14 protein-coding genes, 1 tRNA gene and 1 riboswitch are annotated in these 21022 nt (G+C 73.5%); of the genes, 6 read left to right on the forward strand and 9 right to left on the reverse strand.

Features of this window, described 5'->3' with window-relative positions:
- The first annotated feature begins 9 nt into the window (after positions 1-9).
- Positions 10-1431, forward strand: coding sequence for a DHA2 family efflux MFS transporter permease subunit (locus tag ACIGXP_RS12410; protein WP_399767186.1), 1422 nt, complete (start codon positions 10-12; stop codon positions 1429-1431).
- A gap of 54 nt (positions 1432-1485) precedes the next feature.
- On the opposite strand, the gene ribA is transcribed toward ACIGXP_RS12410, so the two are convergent.
- Together ribA and ACIGXP_RS12420 are read right to left on the reverse strand one after the other, a co-directional pair.
- Entirely contained in the window at positions 1486-2121 is a 636-nt protein-coding gene (gene ribA / locus ACIGXP_RS12415; protein ID WP_399767189.1) for a GTP cyclohydrolase II, read from the reverse strand.
- A gap of 80 nt (positions 2122-2201) precedes the next feature.
- A complete protein-coding gene (locus tag ACIGXP_RS12420; protein ID WP_363215662.1) occupies positions 2202-2759 on the reverse strand; it encodes a MarR family transcriptional regulator in 558 nt (185 codons plus the stop codon).
- Positions 2760-2821: 62 nt separating this feature from the next.
- Here ACIGXP_RS12420 and ACIGXP_RS12425 point away from each other — a divergent pair, with 62 nt between their 5' ends.
- The gene (locus tag ACIGXP_RS12425; protein ID WP_399767192.1) at positions 2822-3958 is read left to right on the forward strand and encodes a dihydrofolate reductase family protein; all 1137 of its coding nucleotides are present in this window, start codon (positions 2822-2824) and stop codon (positions 3956-3958) included.
- Between the two features lie 47 nt (positions 3959-4005).
- Here the strand turns inward: ACIGXP_RS12425 and ACIGXP_RS12430 are convergent.
- A tRNA-Met gene (locus ACIGXP_RS12430) sits at positions 4006-4079 on the reverse strand.
- 300 nt (positions 4080-4379) lie between these two features.
- A riboswitch (cyclic di-AMP (ydaO/yuaA leader) is annotated at positions 4380-4528 on the forward strand.
- 7 nt (positions 4529-4535) lie between these two features.
- On the opposite strand from ACIGXP_RS12430, the gene ACIGXP_RS12435 reads away from it, so the two are divergent.
- Both ACIGXP_RS12435 and ACIGXP_RS12440 read left to right on the forward strand, forming a co-directional pair.
- Positions 4536-5564 (forward strand): M23 family metallopeptidase, encoded by a 1029-nt coding sequence (locus tag ACIGXP_RS12435; RefSeq protein ID WP_363215664.1) that lies wholly within the window; start codon positions 4536-4538, stop codon positions 5562-5564.
- A 68-nt stretch (positions 5565-5632) separates the two neighbouring features.
- On the forward strand, positions 5633-6577 hold the full coding sequence (locus ACIGXP_RS12440) for an aldo/keto reductase (RefSeq protein WP_363215665.1): 945 nt from the start codon (positions 5633-5635) through the stop codon (positions 6575-6577).
- Positions 6578-6597: 20 nt separating this feature from the next.
- Here the strand turns inward: ACIGXP_RS12440 and ACIGXP_RS12445 are convergent, their stop codons facing one another.
- From ACIGXP_RS12445 to ACIGXP_RS12460, 4 genes are all read right to left on the reverse strand, one after another.
- Positions 6598-7947 (reverse strand): PrsW family intramembrane metalloprotease, encoded by a 1350-nt coding sequence (locus ACIGXP_RS12445; RefSeq protein ID WP_399767196.1) that lies wholly within the window; start codon positions 7945-7947, stop codon positions 6598-6600.
- 64 nt (positions 7948-8011) lie between these two features.
- On the reverse strand, positions 8012-8839 hold the full coding sequence (gene trmB / locus ACIGXP_RS12450; RefSeq protein WP_363215667.1) for a tRNA (guanosine(46)-N7)-methyltransferase TrmB: 828 nt from the start codon (positions 8837-8839) through the stop codon (positions 8012-8014).
- A gap of 90 nt (positions 8840-8929) precedes the next feature.
- Positions 8930-10147 (reverse strand): L-2-hydroxyglutarate oxidase, encoded by a 1218-nt coding sequence (gene lhgO, locus ACIGXP_RS12455; RefSeq protein ID WP_363215668.1) that lies wholly within the window; start codon positions 10145-10147, stop codon positions 8930-8932.
- A 62-nt stretch (positions 10148-10209) separates the two neighbouring features.
- Positions 10210-11634 carry an MFS transporter gene (locus ACIGXP_RS12460; RefSeq protein WP_363215669.1) on the reverse strand — a complete coding sequence of 475 codons (1425 nt, stop codon included), beginning with the start codon at positions 11632-11634 and terminating at the stop codon, positions 10210-10212.
- 668 nt (positions 11635-12302) lie between these two features.
- On the opposite strand from ACIGXP_RS12460, the gene ACIGXP_RS12465 reads away from it, so the two are divergent.
- Together ACIGXP_RS12465 and ACIGXP_RS12470 are read left to right on the forward strand one after the other, a co-directional pair.
- Positions 12303-14378 carry an asparagine synthase-related protein gene (locus tag ACIGXP_RS12465; protein WP_363215670.1) on the forward strand — a complete coding sequence of 692 codons (2076 nt, stop codon included), beginning with the start codon at positions 12303-12305 and terminating at the stop codon, positions 14376-14378.
- A 233-nt stretch (positions 14379-14611) separates the two neighbouring features.
- On the forward strand, positions 14612-17977 hold the full coding sequence (locus tag ACIGXP_RS12470; protein WP_399767201.1) for an AfsR/SARP family transcriptional regulator: 3366 nt from the start codon (positions 14612-14614) through the stop codon (positions 17975-17977).
- 6 nt (positions 17978-17983) lie between these two features.
- Here ACIGXP_RS12470 and ACIGXP_RS12475 read toward each other — a convergent pair whose 3' ends face one another.
- Positions 17984-19909, reverse strand: coding sequence for a sigma-70 family RNA polymerase sigma factor (locus ACIGXP_RS12475; RefSeq protein WP_399767204.1), 1926 nt, complete (start codon positions 19907-19909; stop codon positions 17984-17986).
- 286 nt (positions 19910-20195) lie between these two features.
- Complete coding sequence (locus ACIGXP_RS12480; protein WP_363215673.1) at positions 20196-20948, reverse strand: helix-turn-helix domain-containing protein; 753 nt, start codon at positions 20946-20948, stop codon at positions 20196-20198.
- Positions 20949-21022 lie beyond the last annotated feature (74 nt).

The raw sequence follows: 21022 nt of genomic DNA on the forward strand, positions 1-21022 counted from the left end.
GTGGGGCAGATGCGTACGACCGCACCCGCCGCGACACCGGTCCACCCGGCCCGGAACCCGGCCGCGGCTTTGAACCGCATCCTGGCCGTCACCGTCATCGGCACCGTGATGGCGGTGCTCGACATGACGATCGTCAACGTCGCGATGCGCCGGCTCTCGCAGTCCTTCGGCGCCTCGCTGGAGACCATCCAGTGGACCGCCACCGCGTACACGCTCGCGCTGGCCGCCGTCATCCCGTCGGCCGCCTGGGCCATGGCCCGGATCGGCGCCAAGCGCACCTATCTGACCGCGCTGACCCTCTTCACGTTCGGTTCGCTGCTCGCCGCGTGCGCCTGGGACGCGGGCAGCCTCATCGCCTTCCGGGCGGTGCAGGGGCTCGGCGGCGGACTGCTGCAGCCGGTCGGCATGGCCATGGTGATGGGCGCGGCCGACCGCAGCCGGCTCGGCCGCGCGATGGCCGTGGGCGGGCTGCCCGTCCTGGTCGGTCCGGTCGCCGGGCCGGTGCTCGGCGGCTGGCTGGTCGACACGGCCTCCTGGCACTGGATCTTCCTGGTCAACCTGCCCGTGGGCGCCCTGGCCCTGGCCCTCGCCCTACGACTGCTGCCGCCGGACGCGCCGGCGCCCGGGCCCGGGCGGACCGCCGCCCGCCTCGACCTCCCCGGCTTGCTGATGCTCTCGCCGGGCCTCGCCCTGCTCCTGTACGGCCTGGCCCGGGGCGGTGAGCGCGGCGACTTCACCGCGCCCGGCGCCCTCGTGCCGACGCTCGCCGGCGCGGCCCTCGCGGCGGCCTTCGTACGACGGGCGCTCACCGCCTCCTCGCCGCTGCTGGACCTGCGGCTGTTGCGTGACCGCACCTTCGCCGCCGGCGCCGGCACGCTGGCCCTGTTCACCTGCGGCTACTTCGGCTCGATGCTGCTCGGCCCGCTGTACTGGCAGCAGGAGCGGGGCCTGAGCGCCACGGCGACCGGGCTGCTGGGCGTGCCGGTCGGTCTCGTGGTCGGTACGACGATGCAGATCGCGGCGCGGCGGATCGACAAGGTGGCGCCGCGCCGGCTGATCCCGGCCGGCATCGCGGTCGCCGCCCTCGGCATGGCCCTGCTGGCCTGGCAGTCCGGGACACCCGGGGTCGAGTCCTGGCGGATGGTCGCGTCGTCGATGGTGATGGGCATCGGTGCCGGCACGGTGCTGATGCCGGCGATGACCACCGCGAGCCGGGAACTGCCCGGGGAGCGGCTGCCCGCGGCGAGCACCGCCCTGAGCATCAACTCCCAGCTGGGCGCCTCCGTCGGCACGGCCGTGCTGTCGGTGGTGCTGGGATCGGCGGGCCTGCACCCGTCCGGCTTCCGCACCGCGTACACCGTCGCGGCGGCCCTGCTGGCCCTGGCGGCCCTGCCGGCCCTTGCGCTTCCGGGCCGCAGGCACGTGCGGTGAGGGGCGGATCCGTTCCGCCGATCCCCCCGGCCCACCCCGGCTCCAGCCCGCCCTTCAGCCCGCCGTCAGCTCCGTCAGTTCGGCCAGGGGCAGGGTGTGGCGGGTCTGGAGGACCTTCGCGCGCAGGTAGCGGACATTGTGGTCCGTGGTGAAGACACCGGTCGGTACCCGGTCCCGTACGACGACGCCCAGTGCGCGCAACTGCTCGGCCTTGTCGGGATTGTTGGACAGCAGGTCCAGCTCGTCGATGCCGAGGGCGGTGAGCATCTGCGCGGCGGCGGTGTAGTCGCGGGCGTCCTCCGGCAGGCCGAGCGCGGCGTTCGCCTCGTAGGTGTCGAGGCCCTGGTCCTGGAGGGCGTAGGCGTCGAGCTTGTTGTAGAGGCCGATGCCGCGGCCCTCCTGGCGGAGGTAGAGCAGGACGCCACCGGTGGCGGCGATGCGCTCGACCGCCTCGCGCAGCTGGGGTCCGCAGTCGCAGCGGGCCGAGCCGAAGACGTCGCCGGTCAGGCACTCGGAGTGCAGGCGCACCAGCGGGACCGGGCCGGGGTCGCCGAGGACGACGGCGACATGCTCCTGGCCGTCGGTCAGGCCGTGGAAGGTGACGAGTTCGGCGTCGACGCTGTAGCCGTCGTGGAAGCGCAGCGGTACCCGGACGCGGGCGCGCGGCGTGGCGGCGGTGGTGTCGGGCATGCGGATCCCTCCGGGAGGTTGCTTCAGATTTGAAGCAGCGGTTCGCAGGGACCCTATCTCATGCTTAAAACTTAAAGCAATTAGTTTCCGGGTGCGGGACGGGAATCCGGGGACGCGGGCGGGTTCGACGAGGAACAGGACGACCGGCGCCGCCAGGGCACGTCCTCCGCCCCCGGCTCGGTGTCGTCGCCCTGCAGTCCGCGCGCGATCCCGGTGCAGATCTCCTCCAGCTGACCCACCTGTTCCGGCGTGAGCCGGTCGAACATGGTGGCGCGCACGGTCTCCACGTGCCCGGGCGCCGTACGCTCCAGCACGGCCAGTCCCTCGTCCGTCAGTACGGCGATGCTGCTGCGCTTGTCCCAGCGGCAGTCCTCGCGGCGCACCAGCCCGTCCCGCTCCAGCCGGGTCACCGCGTATGTCAGCCTGCTGCGGGTGATCTTCAGCGTCCCGGCGAGATCGGTCATGCGCAGCCGCCGGTCGGGCGCTTCCGAGAGGTTGGCCAGCACGGAGTAGAACAGATGCGGCATGCCGGCCGTCTGCTGCAGGTTCCGGTCGATCGCGTCGTCCAGGAGCCGGGCGGCGGCCAGGTAGGCGCGCCAGGCGCGCTGCTCCTCGGGAGTGAGCCAGCGGGTCGTCATGCACCCAGTGTAGGTTTGTTTCAAACTTGAACCAAGAGCGACTTCGCAGGGAGAGCGCGCCGATGTCGTACCCCTATGTGCTGCTGTCCGCCGCCGTCTCCCTCGACGGTTACCTGGACGACACCGGCCCCGACCGGCTCCTGCTGTCCAGTCCGGCCGACTTCGACCGGGTCGACGCGGTCCGGGCCTCCGTCGACGCGATCCTGGTCGGCGCCGGCACGATCCGTGCCGACAACCCCCGGCTGCTGGTCAACTCCGCCGAGCGCCGCGCGGCCCGGGTGGCCGGGGGCAGGCCGGAGTACCCGCTGAAGGTGACCGTCACCGCCACCGGCGACCTCGATCCCGACGCCCACTTCTGGCACACCGGCGGGGACAAACTCGTCTACACGACCGACAAGGGCGCCGAACGGGCCGCACGCCTCCTCGGCGCCGCCGCCGGCATCGTCCCGCTCGGCCCCGACCTCGACTGGCACGCCCTGCTGGGTCATCTGCACGACGTGCGCGGCGTACGGCGCCTGATGGTCGAGGGCGGCGGCACGGTCCACACCCAGCTGCTCCAGCTGGGCCTCGCCGACGAGCTCCAGCTGGTCCTCGCGCCGCTGTTCGTCGGCGATCCGGCCGCCCCCCGCCTGTTCGGCCCGGGCGTCTACCAGCCCGGCCGGCTGCGCCTCACCGAGACCCGCCGCATCGAGGACGTGGTCCTCATGCGCTACGAGCCCACGGCCCCCGGCACCGGCCCGGCCCCCGTCGCCGCCGACCGGCACTGGCTGCGCACCGCCTGCGAGCTGGCCGCGCTGTGCCCGCCGTCGGAGACGGCGTTCAGCGTCGGCGCGGTCGTGGTCGCCGCCGACGGGACGGAGCTGGCCCGGGGCCATTCACGCGAGGGCGACGACCCCGTGGTCCACGCGGAGGAGGCGGCGCTGGCGAAGATCGACCCGGCGGATGCCCGGTTGGCCGGCGCAACGGTCTACAGCAGCCTGGAGCCCTGTGCCCGGCGGGCCTCGCGGCCCGCGCCCTGCGCCGAGCTGATTCTGCGGGCGGGGGTGCGCAGGGTGGTCACCGCGTGGCGTGAGCCGGACACGTTCGTCTCGGCGGCCGACGGCACGGGGGTCCTGGTCACGGCCGGTGCGCAGGTGGCCGTGGTGCCGGAGCTGGAGGCACTCGCCAAGGCGCCGAACAGGCATCTGCTGGGAGGCTGAAAACACCCGGGGCCGGAATCCACTGGATTCCGGCCCCGGGCCTTCAGTAGCGGGGACAGGATTTGAACCTGCGACCTCTGGGTTATGAGCCCAGCGAGCTACCGAGCTGCTCCACCCCGCGTCGTTGTGACTCCAGAGTACCCCATGCGCAGGGCGGCACGCACACCGGTATTCCCGGCCCCCTCCCGCCAGGTCACCCACGGTGACTGGGCGACCGCCGTGCGCATAACATCTGAGACACCATCAAAAACGCCGAGACTCCTGAACGCCGGACAACTCGCCCGCTTTGCGGCGCTCCTGACCGGTAAGTCCACGCCCGAAATCGTTAATGATCAAGTCGAACGGCTTGGAAAGTAACCGGCAGGTCTATTAACGTTCGATAACGCAGCGCGGTCGTCCCAGCCGTCACAAGAGACGGCTCCGTGCGCACGCGCCGAATCCCGCGAGGGAACCGGGGAACCACCACCTTGGGGTGAATCGTGCGAATGCCGCAGTTGGTATACGCGCGTAGGAGACCTTCCTGCTCCGAACCCGTCAGCTAACCCGGTAGGCGGAGGAAGGAAAGGAGTGCGCCCGAGTGGCGTCCAACCGGCCTGCCCCAGAAGCCCCGTTCATGCCCGCGCCGGCCGAGCCCGAGACCTTCGGCTACGGCACCTACCGCGCCGAAGAGGGCCCCTGGGAGGAGTGGAACCCCACCGAGGACTCCGTCGCCCCGGTCCGCGGCCGGCACCGCGTCACCAAGCAGCGCGGCGGCTTCGCGCGCAGCTCCACCGTCCTCGGCGTCGGCGTGCTGGCCGCGGTCGGCGCGGGGGGCATGGCCAGCGCCAACACCGGCAAGCCGCCGGTCTCCATATCCCTGCCGGACCTGGACTCCGTCGGCCACCTCTTCGGCGACGACTCCTCCGACGCACCCCGGACGAACTCCACCGCGCTCAGCACCATGGGCGTGACCTCGGCCGACAGCAAGGACTCCGACGCGGGCGAGGCACTGCGCAACCGGATCATGGCCCAGGCCGAGCAGCAGCAGAGCAAGGCCGACAGCAAGGCCACCGCCGCCGCGCTCGCCGCCGCCGAGAAGCAGACCGCCGACGCCGCGGCCAAGGCGGAGCAGGAGGCCGCCGCCAAGGCCGCCGCCGCCAAGGAGAAGGCGGAGGCCGACGCCAAGAAGGCGGCCGAGGCCAAGCGCCTGGCCGAGCTGGCCAAGCAGTACCAGCTGCCCGTCGTCTCGTACACGATCACCGGCACCTTCGGCCAGCCCGGCGCCATGTGGTCCTCCGGCTACCACACCGGTCTCGACTTCGCCGCCCCCACCGGCACCCTCATCAAGGCCATCCACAGCGGCACGATCACCCAGGCCGGCTGGGCCGGTGCCTACGGCTACCGCACGGTCCTCACCCTGGACGACGGCACCGAGCTGTGGTTCTGCCACCAGTCCTCGATCAACGTCCGGGTCGGCCAGAAGGTCTCGACCGGTGAGGTCATCGGCCGCATCGGCGCCACCGGCAATGTCACCGGCCCGCACCTCCACCTGGAGGTCCACCCGAACGGCCAGGCCGCCGGCATCGACCCGGCGCCGTGGCTGCGGGACAAGGGGCTCACCCCCTGATCTCCTTTCGAGGGATTTCGGCGCCGGCGGTGGAATGCGATCATCCACCGCCGGCGTTGGCACAAGGCATGACTTCTCTGCGCAAGCTCGGTTCCTCCGACCTCAAGGTCTTCCCGCTCTCCCTGGGCGGCAACGTCTTCGGCTGGACCGCCGACGAGGAGACCTCCTTCGCCGTCCTCGACGCCTACGCCGCCGCGGGCGGCAACTTCATCGACACCGCCGACGCCTACTCCGCCTGGATCGAGGGCAACAAGGGCGGTGAGTCCGAGACGATCATCGGCAAGTGGGTCAAGGCCCGCGGCAACCGCGCCGACGTCGTCATCGCCACCAAGGTCAGCCAGCACCCCGAGTACCAGGGCCTGTCCGCGGCCAACATCAAGGCCGCCGCCGACGCCTCCCTGCGCCGCCTGGACACCGACCACATCGACCTCTACTACACGCACTTCGACCAGCCCGAGGTGCCGGTCGAGGAGATCATCGGCGCGCTGGACGAGCTGGTGAAGGCGGGCAAGGTCCGGTACATCGCCGCCTCGAACATCAGCCCCGAGCGGCTGCAGGCCTCCCTGGACTTCTCCGACCGCGAGGGCCTGGCCCGCTACGTCGCCCTCCAGCCGCACTACAACCTCGTCTCCCGCGACACCTACGAGGGCCCGCTGCAGGACCTGGCCGCCCGCGAGGGCCTGTCCGCCGTGCCGTACTTCTCCCTCGCCGCGGGCTTCCTGACCGGCAAGTACCGCCCCGGCACCAAGGTCGACAGCGCCCGCGCCGGCCGCGCCCAGCAGTACGCCGACTCCGCGCACGGCCGGCAGGTCCTGGCGGCCCTGGACGAGATCGCCGCCGCCCACGGGGCCCCCGTCGCCACGGTCGCCCTCGCCTGGCTGGCCGCACAGCCGACGATCACGGCCCCGATCGCCTCGGCCCGCACGGTGGAGCAGCTCCCGGCGCTGCTGGGGGTGGCGGACCTGAAACTGACGGACGAGGAGCTGACCAAGCTGACGCAAGCGTCGGCTTGATCTTTCCCGCGGCCCGAGGCCTATGAGCGATACGGGTTGTCCCCGGGATACGGCCCCGCCGGATACCCGTACGCCGGTCCGTACGCCGGTCCGTACGCCGTAGGCATCGGCCCCGCCGGATATCCGAACTGCGGAGCCCAGCGGACCGGCGCCGGAACAGTCGCCCTGGCCGCATACTCCAGAGCCGGCCGGGCCACCTCCCTCCGCTTCCACAGCTCGTCCAGCAGCTCCCGCTCCCGTACGACGAAGTCCGCCCCGCCCTTCCCCCGGCGCCCCCGGTGCCGCAGAGACGCCAGCGACGTCGCGTACGCCTCGTACTGCGCCACGGCGCGCGCCGCAGGCCGCCCGGCGTGGTGGCGGGCGTAGTCACGGGCCGCCCGCCGTGCCCTCATCGACCCGAGCGCGAGGGGTTCGGCGGGCCCCAGCCACCCGGCCGGCACATACGCCGGCAACTCCGAGCGCACGGTCCGCAGCTCCCGCTGCCGTGTCCAGATCGCGAGCCAGGTCAGCAACCCGAACGTGGGCACCATGAACCCGCCGTAGACGGCGAAGAACCCGAACTCGCCGAAGGTGGAGGAGCCGTTCCAGAAGGCGTGCATGCTCATCGCGAGCAGCAGACCGCACAGCGGCAACAGCACCCGCCGGGCATGCTGCCGCTCGGCACAGAGCGCGGCGATGCCGAAGCCGATGCCGGTGAACGTGGTGAACAGGGGGTGCGCGAACGGGGACATCACGATGCGCACGAAGAAGGTGGCGGCGGTGACGGAGGCGATGCCACGGCCGCCGCTGAGCTGGTCGGTCCCGAAGGCCGTACCCAGGTAGAGGATGTTCTCGGTGAACGCGAAGCCGGTGGCGGTGGTCCCGGCTATCACCACCCCGTCCACGATCCCGGTGAAATCACGTCTGCGGAAGAGGAAGACGAGCAGGACGGCGGCGGCCTTGGCCGATTCCTCCACGATGGGCGCTATCACGGTGGCGCCCAGGGTGTCGGCACCGGCGGGGTCGGCGGTGGAGGTGGCTATCCACCTGGTCGCGAAGCTGTTGGCGACGATGGCTATCAGCGCCGCCGCGCACGCTCCCCAGGCGAAGGCGAAGACCAGGTTCCGCCAGGGCCCCGGCTCCACCCGGTCCAGCCACCGGAAGGCGGCTATGAGCCACGGCACGGGCAGTACGGCCAGTCCGAGACCGACGAGAAACCCCTCCGTGCCGGTCTGTCTGCGCACCAGCGCGAGGATGACCAGCCCGGACAGCGCCAGCAGTGTGATCAGTGCCCCGTACCGCACCCACCTGTGCTGCCACCAGTGCGGATGGCGGAGCACAAGCCCGTCGGGGCCCGGGGGATACGTCGGAAACGGAGGACTGGTGGCCACGGCATCGACCCTAACGGTGGCGGGACAAGGGGCCGGAGCGTTTGCGGCCCCGATGCGGTACGCGTTATCGGTCCTTGCTGTGCGGTACGCGCCGGAAGAGCAGATCGTTCACGACATGTCCCTTGTCCAGTCCCTGTCCCTCGAAACGGGTCAGTGGCCGGTACTCGGGGCGTGCCGCGAAACCGCCGTCTGCCTGCGTGTTCTCGAAGTCGGGGTGCGCGGTGAGCACCTCCAGCATCTGCTCGGCGTAGGGTTCCCAGTCGGTCGCGCAGTGCACGATCGCGCCGGGCTTGAGCCGGGTCGCGGCGAGCGTCAGGAACTCGGGCTGGATGAGCCGCCGCTTGTGATGCCGCTTCTTCGGCCACGGGTCCGGGAAGTACACCCGCAGACCGTCGAGCGAGTCGGGGGCGAGCATCTGCCTGAGCAGGATGATCGCGTCACCGTTCGCCACCCGGACGTTGGACAGGCCGTTCCGGTCGGCGAGTCCCAGCAGATTGCCCTGCCCCGGGGTGTGCACGTCGACGGCGAGGATGTTGGTGTCCGGGTCGGCCGCGGCCATCTGCGCGGTGGCCTCGCCCATCCCGAACCCGATCTCCAGCACGACCGGCTTGTCGTTCCCGAACAGCTCGCCGAGGTCGATGACCCGCTGCCCGTCGATGTCGAGCCCCCACTTGGGCCACAGCCGCTGCAGCGCATCCGCCTGCCCGGCGGTCACCCGGCTGCGCCGCGGTTGGAAACTCCGGATCCGCCGCTCGAAATGCGATCCGGCGGGATCGGCCTTGGGACCGTCCGGAAACCGCGGCTCCCCCTTGGCCCGGGTGTGCCGGACGGAGACGCCGGGCGTGTGGGAGGTCGGCGAGGGGGCTTCGGGGGCGTTGAGGAAGTCAGACACAGTGCTTCCGATTTTACGGCGCCCTACGAGGGCGCCCTCGGGGCCGGCAGTTTCGAAGGGGGCCGGGGGACGGAGTCCCCTGGTACGGCACTACAGGGAACCGAGCATGTCCAGCACCCGGCGTCCCACTTCCCGCCCGATGGGCAAGGACGCGGTGGCCGCAGGCGAGGGCGCGTTCAGCACATGCACAGCCCGCGCCCCCTCCCGGATGAGGAAGTCGTCCACCAGCGTTCCGTCCCGCAACACCGCCTGCGCCCGCACCCCGGCAGGGGCCCGCACCAGATCGTCCGCCTCCACCCCGGGCAGCAACCTGCGCACCGCCTCCAGGAACGCCCCCTTCGACAGCGAGCGCCGCAGCTCGCCCGCGCCGTATCTCCAGTGCCGCCGGGCGATCGCCCACGACCCCGGCCACGCCACCGTCCCGGCCAGCTCCCGGGGCCGTACGACTCCCCAGCCGTACCCCTCCCGGGCCAGCGCCGGCACCGCGTTGGGCCCGATGTGGACACCTCCGTCGATCCCGCGCGTCAGATGCACCCCGAGGAACGGGAACGCCGGATCCGGCACCGGATACACCAGCCCCCGCACCAGCTCCGGCCGCGCCAGCTCGTAGTACTCCCCGCGGAACGGCACGATCCGCACCTCGGGCTCGTCCCCGGTCAGGCGGGCCACCTCGTCGCAGTACAGCCCGGCGCAGTTCACCAGCACGCGGGCGCGTACGACATCCCCGGCCGAGGTGAGCACGGCCACACCGCGCTCCGGCCGCCGGTCGACCCGCACGACCCGCGCGCCGTACCGGATCTCCGCCCCGGACGCCCGTGCGAGCTGCCGGGCCACCCCGGTGAAGTCGCACACGCCCGTGGTCCCGACGTGTATGGCAGCCAGCCCCCGGACCTCGGGCTCGTACTCACCGATCTGTGCGGCGCCCAGCTCCCGCACCGGAATCCCGTTCTCGCGCCCTCTTTGCACGAGGGCGTGCAGCCGGGGCAGCTCCTCCCGCTCCGTGGCGACGATCAGCTTGCCGGTGACGGCGTGCGCGATGCCGTACTCGGCGCAGAACTTCACCATCTCGGCGGCGCCCCGCACCGCGTACCGCGCCTTGAGCGAGCCGGGGCGGTAGTAGATCCCGCTGTGGATGACCCCGCTGTTGCGCCCCGTCTGGTGCCGGGCCGGTCCCGGCTCCTTCTCCAGCACGGTGACCCGCGTGCCCGGCGCGGCCCGTGTGATCGCATACGCCGTGGACAGCCCGACGATCCCCCCGCCGACCACGAGCACATCACCGTCGTACGCCCCGACTGGCACGAGCACCACCTCCACTCCCGATAGTGCACTGCGCCACTGACAATGCCTTCAAACGCAGGTGGTGATGGTTGTCATGCTGGTGCCATCAGCAGCGGCCGAGCCCTCTCCCGCAGCTCCACCACCCGCGGTTCGTCCCCGTACGGCTCCAGCCGGTGCAGAAGATCCTTCACGTACTCGGTGGTGCGCGCGGACGAGATCCGCCCGGCCACCTCCACGGCCCGTACCCCCTGCTCGCAGGCGGCGTCGAGATTCCCGGACTCCAGCTCGGCGACGGCCGAGACCACCAGCCGCAGCCCGTGCGAGCGCACGAACTCCTCGGTCGGCTTGGACAGCGCCTGCTCGGTGAACCGCCGCACCTGCCGAGGGGCCTTCAGATCCCGGTAGCATTCCGCGGCATCGGCGGCAAACCGGTCATATCCATAGAAACCAAGCCAAGAAGGATCGTTGTCGCCCTCCCGGGACCGCTCCAGCCACCCCTCGGCGGCCTTCAGCGCCGCACCAGCCGCCTGCGCGTCTCCCGCACGCGCGTGTGCCCGCGCCTCCACCAGCCGGAAGAAGCTCATCGTGCGCGCGGTCGCCAGCCCCCGGTTCCGCTCCAGCGCGGCCTGGGCCAGATCGACTCCCTCGTCGCCGAAGCCGCGGTACGTCGCCTGCAGCGACATGGAGGCCAGGACGTAACCCCCCAGGGGCACATCCGCCGCCGCGCGCGCGAGACGCAGCGCCTGGATGTAGTAGCGCTGCGCGGCCTCCTGCTGGCCGGTGTCGAAGGCCATCCACCCGGCGAGCCGGGTGAGTTCGGCGGAGGCGCCGAACAGGGCCCGGCCCACCTCGTCGGAGTAGGACCCGAGCAGCAGCGGCGCCGCCTCCACCCGCAGGCACTCCGGCACCATCGACGAACGCCAGTCGCCCCCGCCGTACTTGGAGTCCCACCGCCTGGCGTCCTCGGCGGCCTCCCGCAGTTTGCGCACATCGCTGTGGCCGACTTTGATCGGTGCGCCGGAGCCCTCGGCGGAGCCGGCCTCCCGCGCGACCGAGCTGTCGGCGGGGGTTATCAGCCATCGTGAGGCGGGCGTTGCGTATGCGCTCACTGCGAACGACCCGGCGAGGGACTGCCAGATGCCGCCGGAGCCGGCCCGGCGCCCGGCGAGGTCGAGACGGTACAGCTCCGTCGCCGACCGCACGGCCTGTCCCACGTCTCTGGGGAAGGCGAGGCCCACTTCGGGCGCGGGATCCGCGTCCGCCAGGCCGATCTCGTGGAGCGGCACCGGACGGCCGAGCTTCTGCCCGATGGCCGCCGCGATGAGGTGCGGCGCCGCACCCTGCGGCACCATCCCCTTCGACACCCAGCGCGCCACCGAGGTCTTGTCGTAGCGAAGAGTCAACCCGCGTTGGGCGCCAAGGTCGTTGACGCGTCGTGCGAGTCCTGCGTTGCTGATTCCCGCGAGGGCGAGAACGGCGCCGAGCTTTTCGTTCGGCCCGCGTTGCTCCCTGGACATGCGCCACCCCTCGACACAGACGGCTGCCGCGCTGGCATAACCATGCGGCATTCGTAAACCCAGCGTAGTTCGCCGCATCCCAAGCGTTAAGGGGCATTGTTCCGGATGGCGGGATTGTGGTCCGTACGGAAGTACGGTCCTGTACGCACCGTGCACGGCCTGTCGTCACGTGCCCCCGCGCGTGTGGCCGTGCGCCTGTCCGTGCGCTCTTCTCCGGCCACCGGGGGAGCGGTTCCATGGCTCTTGCGTGGGTCGGCCCGCTGTACTGGATCCAGTGGGCTGGGGGACACCGCCACCTTCATCCCCGCGGGTGGCGGACCGGTCCGGGAGGCGATGCCCGCCTCCCGGACTGTGCGCGTGTTCGCGCCGCCGCGCGTTGAGCAGGGCCTGTACGGAGCGTGCGCATCTCCCGCTTCGCTCTGCGTATTTGGCTGAAAATCGCCCCCGTCTCTCACGAGGGACATCCGCTCCGACCATGCAACTTGACGGCGCGAAAGGCGTCTTGGGGGAGCGTACGGGGGGCGCATTCGAGTCGTACTCACCTCGGCCCCCCGTGCACGTCCCTCGATCGAAGCCGGTGCCGCCGCCCCTCCACAGCGCGTCCTTCATGGCAGCATGGGGGTCCGGTTCGTACGGTGCACTGTTGTCCACAGCCTGTGGAGGCGTCGATGCGGTGGTTGGTGGGTTGGAGCAGCACCGCCGCGGGCGTCGCCGGGATCGGCACCGCGGGCGCCACCGGTTACGACGGCGAGACCCTGCACCCGGTCGGCTCCCACCTCCTGTGGGGCGACCCGGATCCGCTGTGGGCCGTCGGCGACTGGCGCCCGGACGAGGTGCGCGTGGTGCGGGCCGACGCGGACAGCCACATCGCGGTCCTCGGCATCTGCGGCGCCTCCGACGAGGAGCTCAGACGCGGCCTGTTCACCGCGCGCGGGGGCGCACTGCGCCATCTGACGGCCTGGCCCGGCAGCTACACGGCCGTCGTCAAGGTCGGCCGCCGCATCACCGTCTGCGGCGATCTCGCCGGCGCCCGCCCGGTCTTCCACACCCCCTGGGCCGGCGGCACGGCCTACGCCACCGCCGCGCTGCCCCTCGCCGACCTCATCGAGGCCAACCTCGACTTCGCCCACCTGGCCGCCCTGCTCGCCGCCCCCGAGGTACCGGCCGCGGTGCGCGACAGCACCCCTTACGAGGGCGTGCGGCGCGTTCCGCCGGGGCACGCGCTCGTGCTGCGCGCCGGAGCACGCGAGATCGCCGGGTACGAGCCGGTCGCCTCCCTCGCCGTGGCCGCGGCCCCCGCCGACCCCGAGCGCGCCGTGGACGCCGTGCGCGACGCCCTCGTGGAGGCGGTCCGCACCCGGCTGTCGGCACCGCGGCACGTGCCCGGCCTCGACCCCGGGCCGGTGCCCGGCATGGGCCCGGCCGAGCGGCGGGCCCGGCGCGGGATGCCCGTGCCCGGCATCGGCGCCGACCTCTCCGGCGGCCCCGCCTCCGGCACCCTCGCGCTGCTGGCCGCCGGGCTGCCCGGCAGACCCGGCACGCTCCTCGGCCACGGCACCGGCGCGGGCGAACGGCTCGTCGCCGTCACCTTCAACGACCTGACCGTGGCCGGCCGCGAGGCCGAACTCGAACGCGCCGGAGCCCTCGCCGCCAACCCGCGCCTGCACCACATGGTGGTCACCGGAGCCGAGGAGACCCTCCCGTACGCCGAGCTCGACGGCCCCCTCACCGACGAACCGGGCCCCTCGCTGGTCATGGCCGCCCGGCACCGCGCCCGGCTCGCCGCCGGCAGCGCGGACCACTTCACCGGCCACGGCGCCCGGCAGGTCCTGGACGCCCACCCCGCCCGCCTCGCCGACCTCCTCATGGACCGCAAACGCCGCCATCTGGTCCGCCCGGTCGCCGCGCTGGCCAAGGCCGACGGCTCGGTGATGGTCCCCGCGCGCGTGTACGGCGCCGCCCGCCGCCTCGCCCGCACGCCCTACCGGACCGGCCTGGAGGTGCTGGCCGAGCGGCTGATGCGGCGCCGCTTCGACGAGCCCAGGGGCGCGGTCGGCGCGTCCCTGGCCGCGCTGACCTGGGCCGGCCCCGGGCCGGCGGCCCGCTGGCTGACGGGGGAGGCTCTGGCCGAAGTATCGGTTCTGCTGCAGTCGGAGGCGGACCGCTCGGCAACCGGCGTCCAGCGACCCGGCGACTATCGCGCGCGTGCCGCTCTCGCCCGCTACGCCGCCGACCTGCGCGTCCTGGAACAGGCCGCGGAGATCCGCTCCCAGCGCCTGCACGCGCCGTTCCTCGACAACCAGGTGGTCCGCGCCTGCCGGGCCCTGCCCGAGGCCCTGCGCGTCCAGCCCGGCGCCCGCGCCGCCGTCCTCCGTACGGTCCTGGAGGGAGCCGGCGTCACCGACCTCCCGCCCGGCTGGGGCGCCCCCTCGCACGCCTCCTCGGCGGCAGCCGCACGCGCGGGCCTGCGCGTGGCGGCCGACCCCCTGCTGGACCTCTTCTCCACGCCCCTGCTGGCCGACGCCGGCCTGGTGGAGGCCCACGTCATCCGCAAGGCGCTCCACGCGGCAGCCGCCGGTGACCCCCTGCCCCTGGACGGCCTGGCCGACCTGATCTCCCTGGAACTCTGGCTCCACCGCCTCCTGTCCCGCCGGGGGACGTGCTGGACGGGCACACCGGCCCGCGCCCGTGCGGTGCCCTCCGGGATCCAGCCGCGTCGGGGAGCCTTGGCTTCCGGTGCTTGACGGCCCGGGGCGCTGTCCCCGCCCTGCTGGGGGCTGCCGCCCCCGGGCCCCTGCCGGGTGGTTCCGACCGTCGGTGGCCGCTCACGTGGTGGCTGGTCGCGCAGTTCCCCGCGCCCCTGCGCAGCTGCAGTGCGCCCCGCCTGCATGGCGCCACCGCCGCTGCGGGGCAACGATCCAGGACCGCTCGGTGAAACCCCGTCGCCCCACCCCGCACCCCCCGCGACAATGACCGGGTGCGGTACAGAATCCTGGGCGTGACCGAGGCGGCAGACGATCACGGCACCCCCGTACCCATCGGCGGCCGGCGCCTGCGCACACTCCTCACCGCCCTCGCCCTCCGCCCCGGCCGCACCACCACCCCCGAAACCCTCATCGAGGAGATCTGGGCCGACGCCCACCCGGACGACCGCCCGAGCGACGCCCCCGCCGCCCTCCAGGCCCTCGTCGGCCGCCTCCGCCGCGCCCTCGGCAGGCAGACCGTCAGCTCCACCCCCGGCGGCTACCGCCTGGAGGCGACCGAGAACGACATCGACCTGTTCGTCTTCGAACGCCTCGCCCGCACCGGCACCGAGGCCCTCACCGCAGGCGACCCAGCCACCGCCCACCGCACCCTCACCGAGGCCCTCGCCCTCTGGCACGGCCCCGCCCTCGCCGACCTGCCCGACCGCACCGCCGCCACCCGTCCGGAAGCACTGCGCCTGGCGGCGACCCGCGCCCGCGCCGCCGCCGCCCTCGACCTCGGCCGCGCCCCGGACGTCGTACCGGAGCTGACGGAACTCACCGCGGCCCACCCCCTGGACGAGCCCCTGCTCGCCCTCCACATCCGCGCCCTGCGCGACACGGGCCGCCCCGCCGACGCCCTCGCCGCGTACGAGTCCGCCCGCCGGACCCTCGCCGACACGCTCGGCACCGACCCCGGCCCGGAACTCAAAGCCCTGCACGCGTCGTTGCTCAGGCAGCAGGAACCACCCACACAGCCGCAGCAGGAACCACGGCCACAGCCGGAGCCACGGAAGGCACCGCCTCCCGCCCGAGCCCCCGAGCGCACCGGCAACATCCGCCCCCGTCTGACGTCCTTCGTCGGACGGGAACCCGAACTCGAAGCCATTCGTTCCGATCTGCACAGGGCCCGCCTGGTCACGCTCACCGGACCGGGCGGCTCCGGAAAGACCCGCCTCGCCGAGGAGGCCGCCGCAGGGCTTCCGCAGGCATGGCTGGTCGAGCTGGCCCCGCTCGACCATCCGGAGGCGGTGCCCGGCGCGGTGGTCAGCGCCCTCGGTCTGCGCGAGACCGTGCTGCTGACCAACGAGCTGGTGACCCCGCAGGCCGACCCCGTCGCCCTGCTGATCGAGTACTGCGCCCCGCGCAGCCAACTCCTGCTCCTTGACAACTGTGAACATGTCATCGGCGCGGCCGCCGCCCTCGCCGAGACCCTCCTCACCCACTGCCCGGGGCTCACGATCCTCGCGACCAGCCGTGAACCCCTGGGCGTCCCCGGTGAGTCGGTGCGCCCGGTCGAGCCTCTTGTCCCGGAGCAGGCGCACCGCCTGTTCGCCGAGCGCGCGAAGGCCGTCCGTCCCGACGCCGACGCGGTGCTCGCCGACACCGAGGCCGTGGCGGAGATCTGCCGCCGTCTGGACGGGCTGCCGCTCGCCATCGAGCTGGCCGCCGCCCGGCTCAGGCTGCTGACCCCACGGCAGATCGCCGACCGGCTCGACGACCGCTTCCGCCTGCTCACCTCCGGAAGCCGCACGGCCCTGCCCCGCCAGCAGACCCTGCGCGCGGTCGTCGACTGGTCCTGGGACCTGCTCGACGAGCGCGAGCGCACGGTGCTGTGCGAGGCCTCGGTGTTCGCCGGCGGCTGGGACCTCAGCGGCGCCGAGGCCGTATGCACCGGCCCGGCGGCCGACCTGACCGGCGCCCTGGTCGACAAGTCCCTCGTCGTCGCCGCTCCGGACGCCACGGGCCGCATGCGCTACCGCATGCTGGAGACCATCCACGAGTACGCCACCGAGCGTGCGGCCGAGGTACCCGGTCTGCGCGCCACGGCCGAGCGCCGGCACCGTGCGTGGGTGCGGGCACTGGTCGAGGAGGCCGAGCCGCGCCTGCGGTCGGCGGACCAGCTGCCCTGGATCTCCCGCCTGGAGACCGAACTGGACAACATCCGGGCGGCCCTGGACCGCTCCGTCCGCGCCGGCGACGAGGCGGAGGCGGGCGCGATCGTCCTGGCCATCGGCTGGTTCTGGTGGCTGCGCAACCACCGTCAGGAGGCGGTCTCCTGGGTCCGGCTGGTCCTGCGCCTGGGCGTGGCCCTGGACGCCCGTGCGGCTTCCCGCCCCTCCGGGCCTGCCGCGGACGCCGCCGGCGACGCGGAGGCGCTGATGGCTCTGGTGGAGTCGGCCGACCCGATCGGCGCCCTCGTCACCGCGCCCGACGGCGAGGCCCGGCACCCGCTGCGGGAGCTGCGGATGGACCTGCGGATGCTCGACCTGTTCCTGACCTCCGAGTCGAGCCACGAGCACCTCGGGGCCGACCCCCGGGCCCCGGAGTACGTCGCGCGCGTCCGGGCCGCCTACGAGCCCGGCGGCCCCCGGGCCGCCCGGCTCCCCGGCATCGTCTGGCCGCTGACCTCCTACTACCTGGGCGGCCCGGTGGACCTCGGCCCGGACATGGTCGCGGCCGTCGCCAACTGCCGTGCCCACGGCGGCGACTGGGAGATCGGCGTCTCCCTGATGTACCGCACCCATATGGTCGTCGACTCCCCCGGCAACCTGCGGGGCGTGGACGAGGACCTCGCCGAACTGCGGACGCTCAGCCGGCGCGTCGGGGACCGCTGGATGCGGGCCCAGGTGTGCAGCGCGGCCGGCGAGGCGGCCATGGCGCGCGGCCGCTTCGACGAGGCGCGCCATGAGTACGAGGAGGCGCTGCGCCTCGCCCACGAGGTGGGGGCCCACGCCGAGTCGCCGTTCCTGAAGGCGCGGCTCGCCGAGATCGCCTACCGCTCCGGCGACCCGGAGGCCGCGCTGGCCGCCCTGGACGAGGCGGAAGCGGCCGCCGACCGCTACGCGGTGCCGGAGTCGCGGGCCTTCGTGCTGCTGATGCGCGCTCACATCGCCCTGCACGACGGGCAGACCGCCCGTGCCCGTGAGCTGTACGAGGCGACGCGCGCGGTGACGCACGGCGGCACCCCGCCACCGCAGTTCATGGCGGCCCTGCGCGCCGTCGAGGCGCTCCTCGCCGCCGACGAGTCGGGCCCCGAGCACGGACTGCCGATCCTCGCGGAGGCGCTCCGCGAGGCCGTGGCCCAGCGGTGCTCCGAGGCGATCACCGCGGTGCTGGTGGACACCGCGGCCGGTCTGCGGGCCCGGTGCGGCGACCCGGCCGGTGCGGTCCGGCTGTTCGCCGCGGCGGACCACTGGCGCGACGGCAATCTGCGTCCCGAGCCGGAGCGCAGCGAGGCCGTCCGGGTGCAGTCCGAAGCCCGCGTGGCCCTGCCCGCCGGGCGGTACGCGGCCGAGCGCGCCCGGGGCGCGTCCCTCGACGTGGCCGGTGTGCTGCGGGAGCTGGGCGTGCCGGAGGCGGCCGTGGAGCGCGGCTGAGGACGGCTACCGGCAGGTGAACCGGGACCGAGCCCAGTCCGCGAGCGCCCCCCGGTCGAAGAGGTTGCTGTGCGGCCGCACGACGAGCCGTACGGTTCCGCGCCCGGTCAGGTCCACATGGACGGGCACGGCCCGGTCGTTGCCCTTGACCGTCCCGGACTGCCACAGCCGGACCCCGTCGGCGTAGACCGCGAAGGACACCTTGCCGAGGCCGAGTGTCATGTCGTCGACGCCGGCCAGGGCGTCGTAGGCGGTGCACTGCCGGTTGAGGGCGACGGTGACGGAGGACTCGCCGTGCACGGTCACCCCGCGCGCGTAGCGCGTGCCGCCGACGGTCATGCCGTAGCGCTGCCACACCCAGCTGCTCTCACCGAGCCGGATCTCGGGCCGGGTGCCGTCGCCGGTGAGGTCGTAGTCGAGGTCGCTCAGCTCGTAGACGGTGGGCGCCGGAGGCGGAGCGGGCTTCGGGGTCGGTTTCGGTGCGGGGGTGGGAGTCGGCGCCGGAGTGGGCGTCGGCGTAGGGGTGGGTGTGGGTTTGGGGGTCGGCGTAGGCGTCGGGGTGGGGGCCGGCTCGGGGGCCAGTACGACCGGCTCGGGAGCGGGCTTCCTCGTCGGCCTGGGCGGGGTCGGCTTCGGCGAGGTCGGCTCGGGAGGGGTCGGCTTGGGCGGCTCGGAGCGCACGACGGGCGCGGCCGGCGACGGCTTGGCCGCCTCCTTCGCCGGCGGGTGACCGTCGTTCACCAGGGCCAGCGCCACCGCGGCGGCGGCCACCGCGACCACACCGGCCGCGATCCCCGCCTTCACCGGCGCCCCGAGCGCCTCGGAGGCCACGGCACCGCTCGCGCCGCCGGTCCCGCCGGACGAGCCGGAGGCCGCGGCGGCACCCGCCGCCCCCGCCCCCGCGCTGCCGGCGACGATCCCGAGCGCCTTGGCGTACCCGGCGGCCCCGAACCAGCCGATGACCGCGACCGGGACGACACCGGGGATACCGCCGGCGACCTCCTCGATCTGCGCGGCCGCCAGCCGGCACCGGGCGCACTCCTCCAGATGCTTGCGCAGCCCCCGCTCGGCGCGCATGCGCAGTTTGCGGCGGGCGTAGGTGCCGAGCTGGTCGGCGTAGCGGGCGCACTCCGCGTCACCAGCCAGCGAGGCGCTGACGTGGGCCTGCAGATAGGCCTGCTTCAGCCCCTCGCGGGCCCGGCTGGCGAGGACCCGGGTGCCGTTGGCATCCAGGCCGAACAGTACGGCGACCTCGCTCGGCGACTCGTCCTCCACCTCGGTGTGCCACAGCACGGCCTGCCAGCGCTCGGGCAGCGACCGGAAGGCCCGCATGGCCAGGGACTGCTCGGCCTCGTGCATCGCGCGCACATCGGCGCCGAGGTCCAGGCCCGCTCCGAAGGCGCCCACGGATGCAGCGTCGTCGGACACTTCGGAGGCGCGCGAGGCCTGCTGCGAGAAGACGGCGAAGTCGTCGACGAGCTGCTCGCGCCGGGCCGACTTGGTCCAGTGCGCGGCGACGCGCCGCACGGAGGTCAGCAGATAGGCCCGGACGGAGTGTTCGGGCCCCGACCCGCCGCGCACCGCCTGCAGCATCCGGGCGAAGACCTCCGCCGTCAGGTCGTCGGCGGTGTGCCCGTCCCGGCAGCAGGTGCGCGCATACCGCCGTACGGAGTCCGCGTGGCGCCGGTAGAGCTCCGCGTACGCGGAGTCGTCACCACCGCGCATCCGCTCGACCAGCTCACCGTCGTCGGGCGGCAGTTCCCGGGGCAGTGGCAGCACGCTGCCCTCACGCTGGGCGGGCACGCTCGCGTCACTCCGGCCGCCGCGGGAAACCGGACGCCCGCCCTGATGCGGCACCTGGGGCGGGGTCAGCCCGGCGGCCTCCGGGCCCGCGTCGTCACCGCGTGACTCGTCCCACCCGTCAGCGCCCATCGCGGAAAGCCCCCGACCCCGGCCCAGCCCAACCCGTCACCGGCTCAGGGTGCCACACCGCCTTTCGGCCAGGGCCGGTGTGTTCACGGCTTCCACCCGTCCGAGGGCTGTGGTCAGCCCGGACCCCCGTCCATCACTCGAATGAGGGGGCTGCGGTTCCTCGGGGGTGCTGATGGGGCAGGCGGCACCGCAGCTTCCCTGGGGGCGCGGGGACTGCGCGACCAGCGCCCACGACCCACAGCCCGACGACTGCGCGCACCACCCACCCCCAACCGGCTCTCGGACCCTACGCGGGCCGAGACCGAAGCCCCTCCAGCAGAATGTCCAGCAACCGGGCGGAAGCCGCCGCCTGCTGCGCGGCATCCGGCAGAGCAGGCGCCGCGGTGGCGATCACCAGCAGCACATCCCCCACGGACACGTCCGCCCGCAGCTCACCGGCCGCCCGCGCCCGTTCCACCAACTGCCCGACGACATCGAGCAACGCCCCGACGCCGCTGTCATCGGCAGTCCCGGCGGACTCCCCGGGCACCAGCCGCAGCTCACCGGCCCCCGGCTGCACCCGCTGCTGAGGCACCCGAGGCTCCTCGACGGACCCGGCCGAACCGGCGGAGCCGACGAGCACCTGCGGCGGCAGCAACCGTCCCGCCCCCGACGCCACGGACGTCCGCAGGAACCGCGACAGCGCCGACCACGGCTCGTCCTCCTGCCCGAGCGCGGCCCGCGCCTGCTCGGTCAGCCGCGCCGTCTCCTCCTCGGCTATCCGCCGGACCAGCACGTCCTTGCTGGGAAAGCGCCGGTACACCGTGCCGACACCCACCCGCGCGCGCCGCGCCACGTCCTCCATCGGCGCGCCGTACCCCAGCTCGCCGAAGACCTCACGCGCCGCACGCAGCACGTGCTCCAGATTGCGCTGTGCGTCCACCCGCAGCGGCGTCGTGCGCGCCCCGTGCGCGCGCCCGTTGCCCGCCGCCGTGCTCACCGCGCCACCGCCGGTCGCGATCGCGGTTGCCGCCGACCAATGCGTGTCCTGAACATGCATGTGTTCCCCCGGTAATGACGTCTCCCCCCGGAGACTCCCCGCCACTGAACGCGGAGTGCGCGGAACGTGCGCCG

It is taken from the genome of Streptomyces sp. NPDC053069, from assembly GCF_044546895.1.
GTDB lineage: Bacteria > Actinomycetota > Actinomycetes > Streptomycetales > Streptomycetaceae > Streptomyces.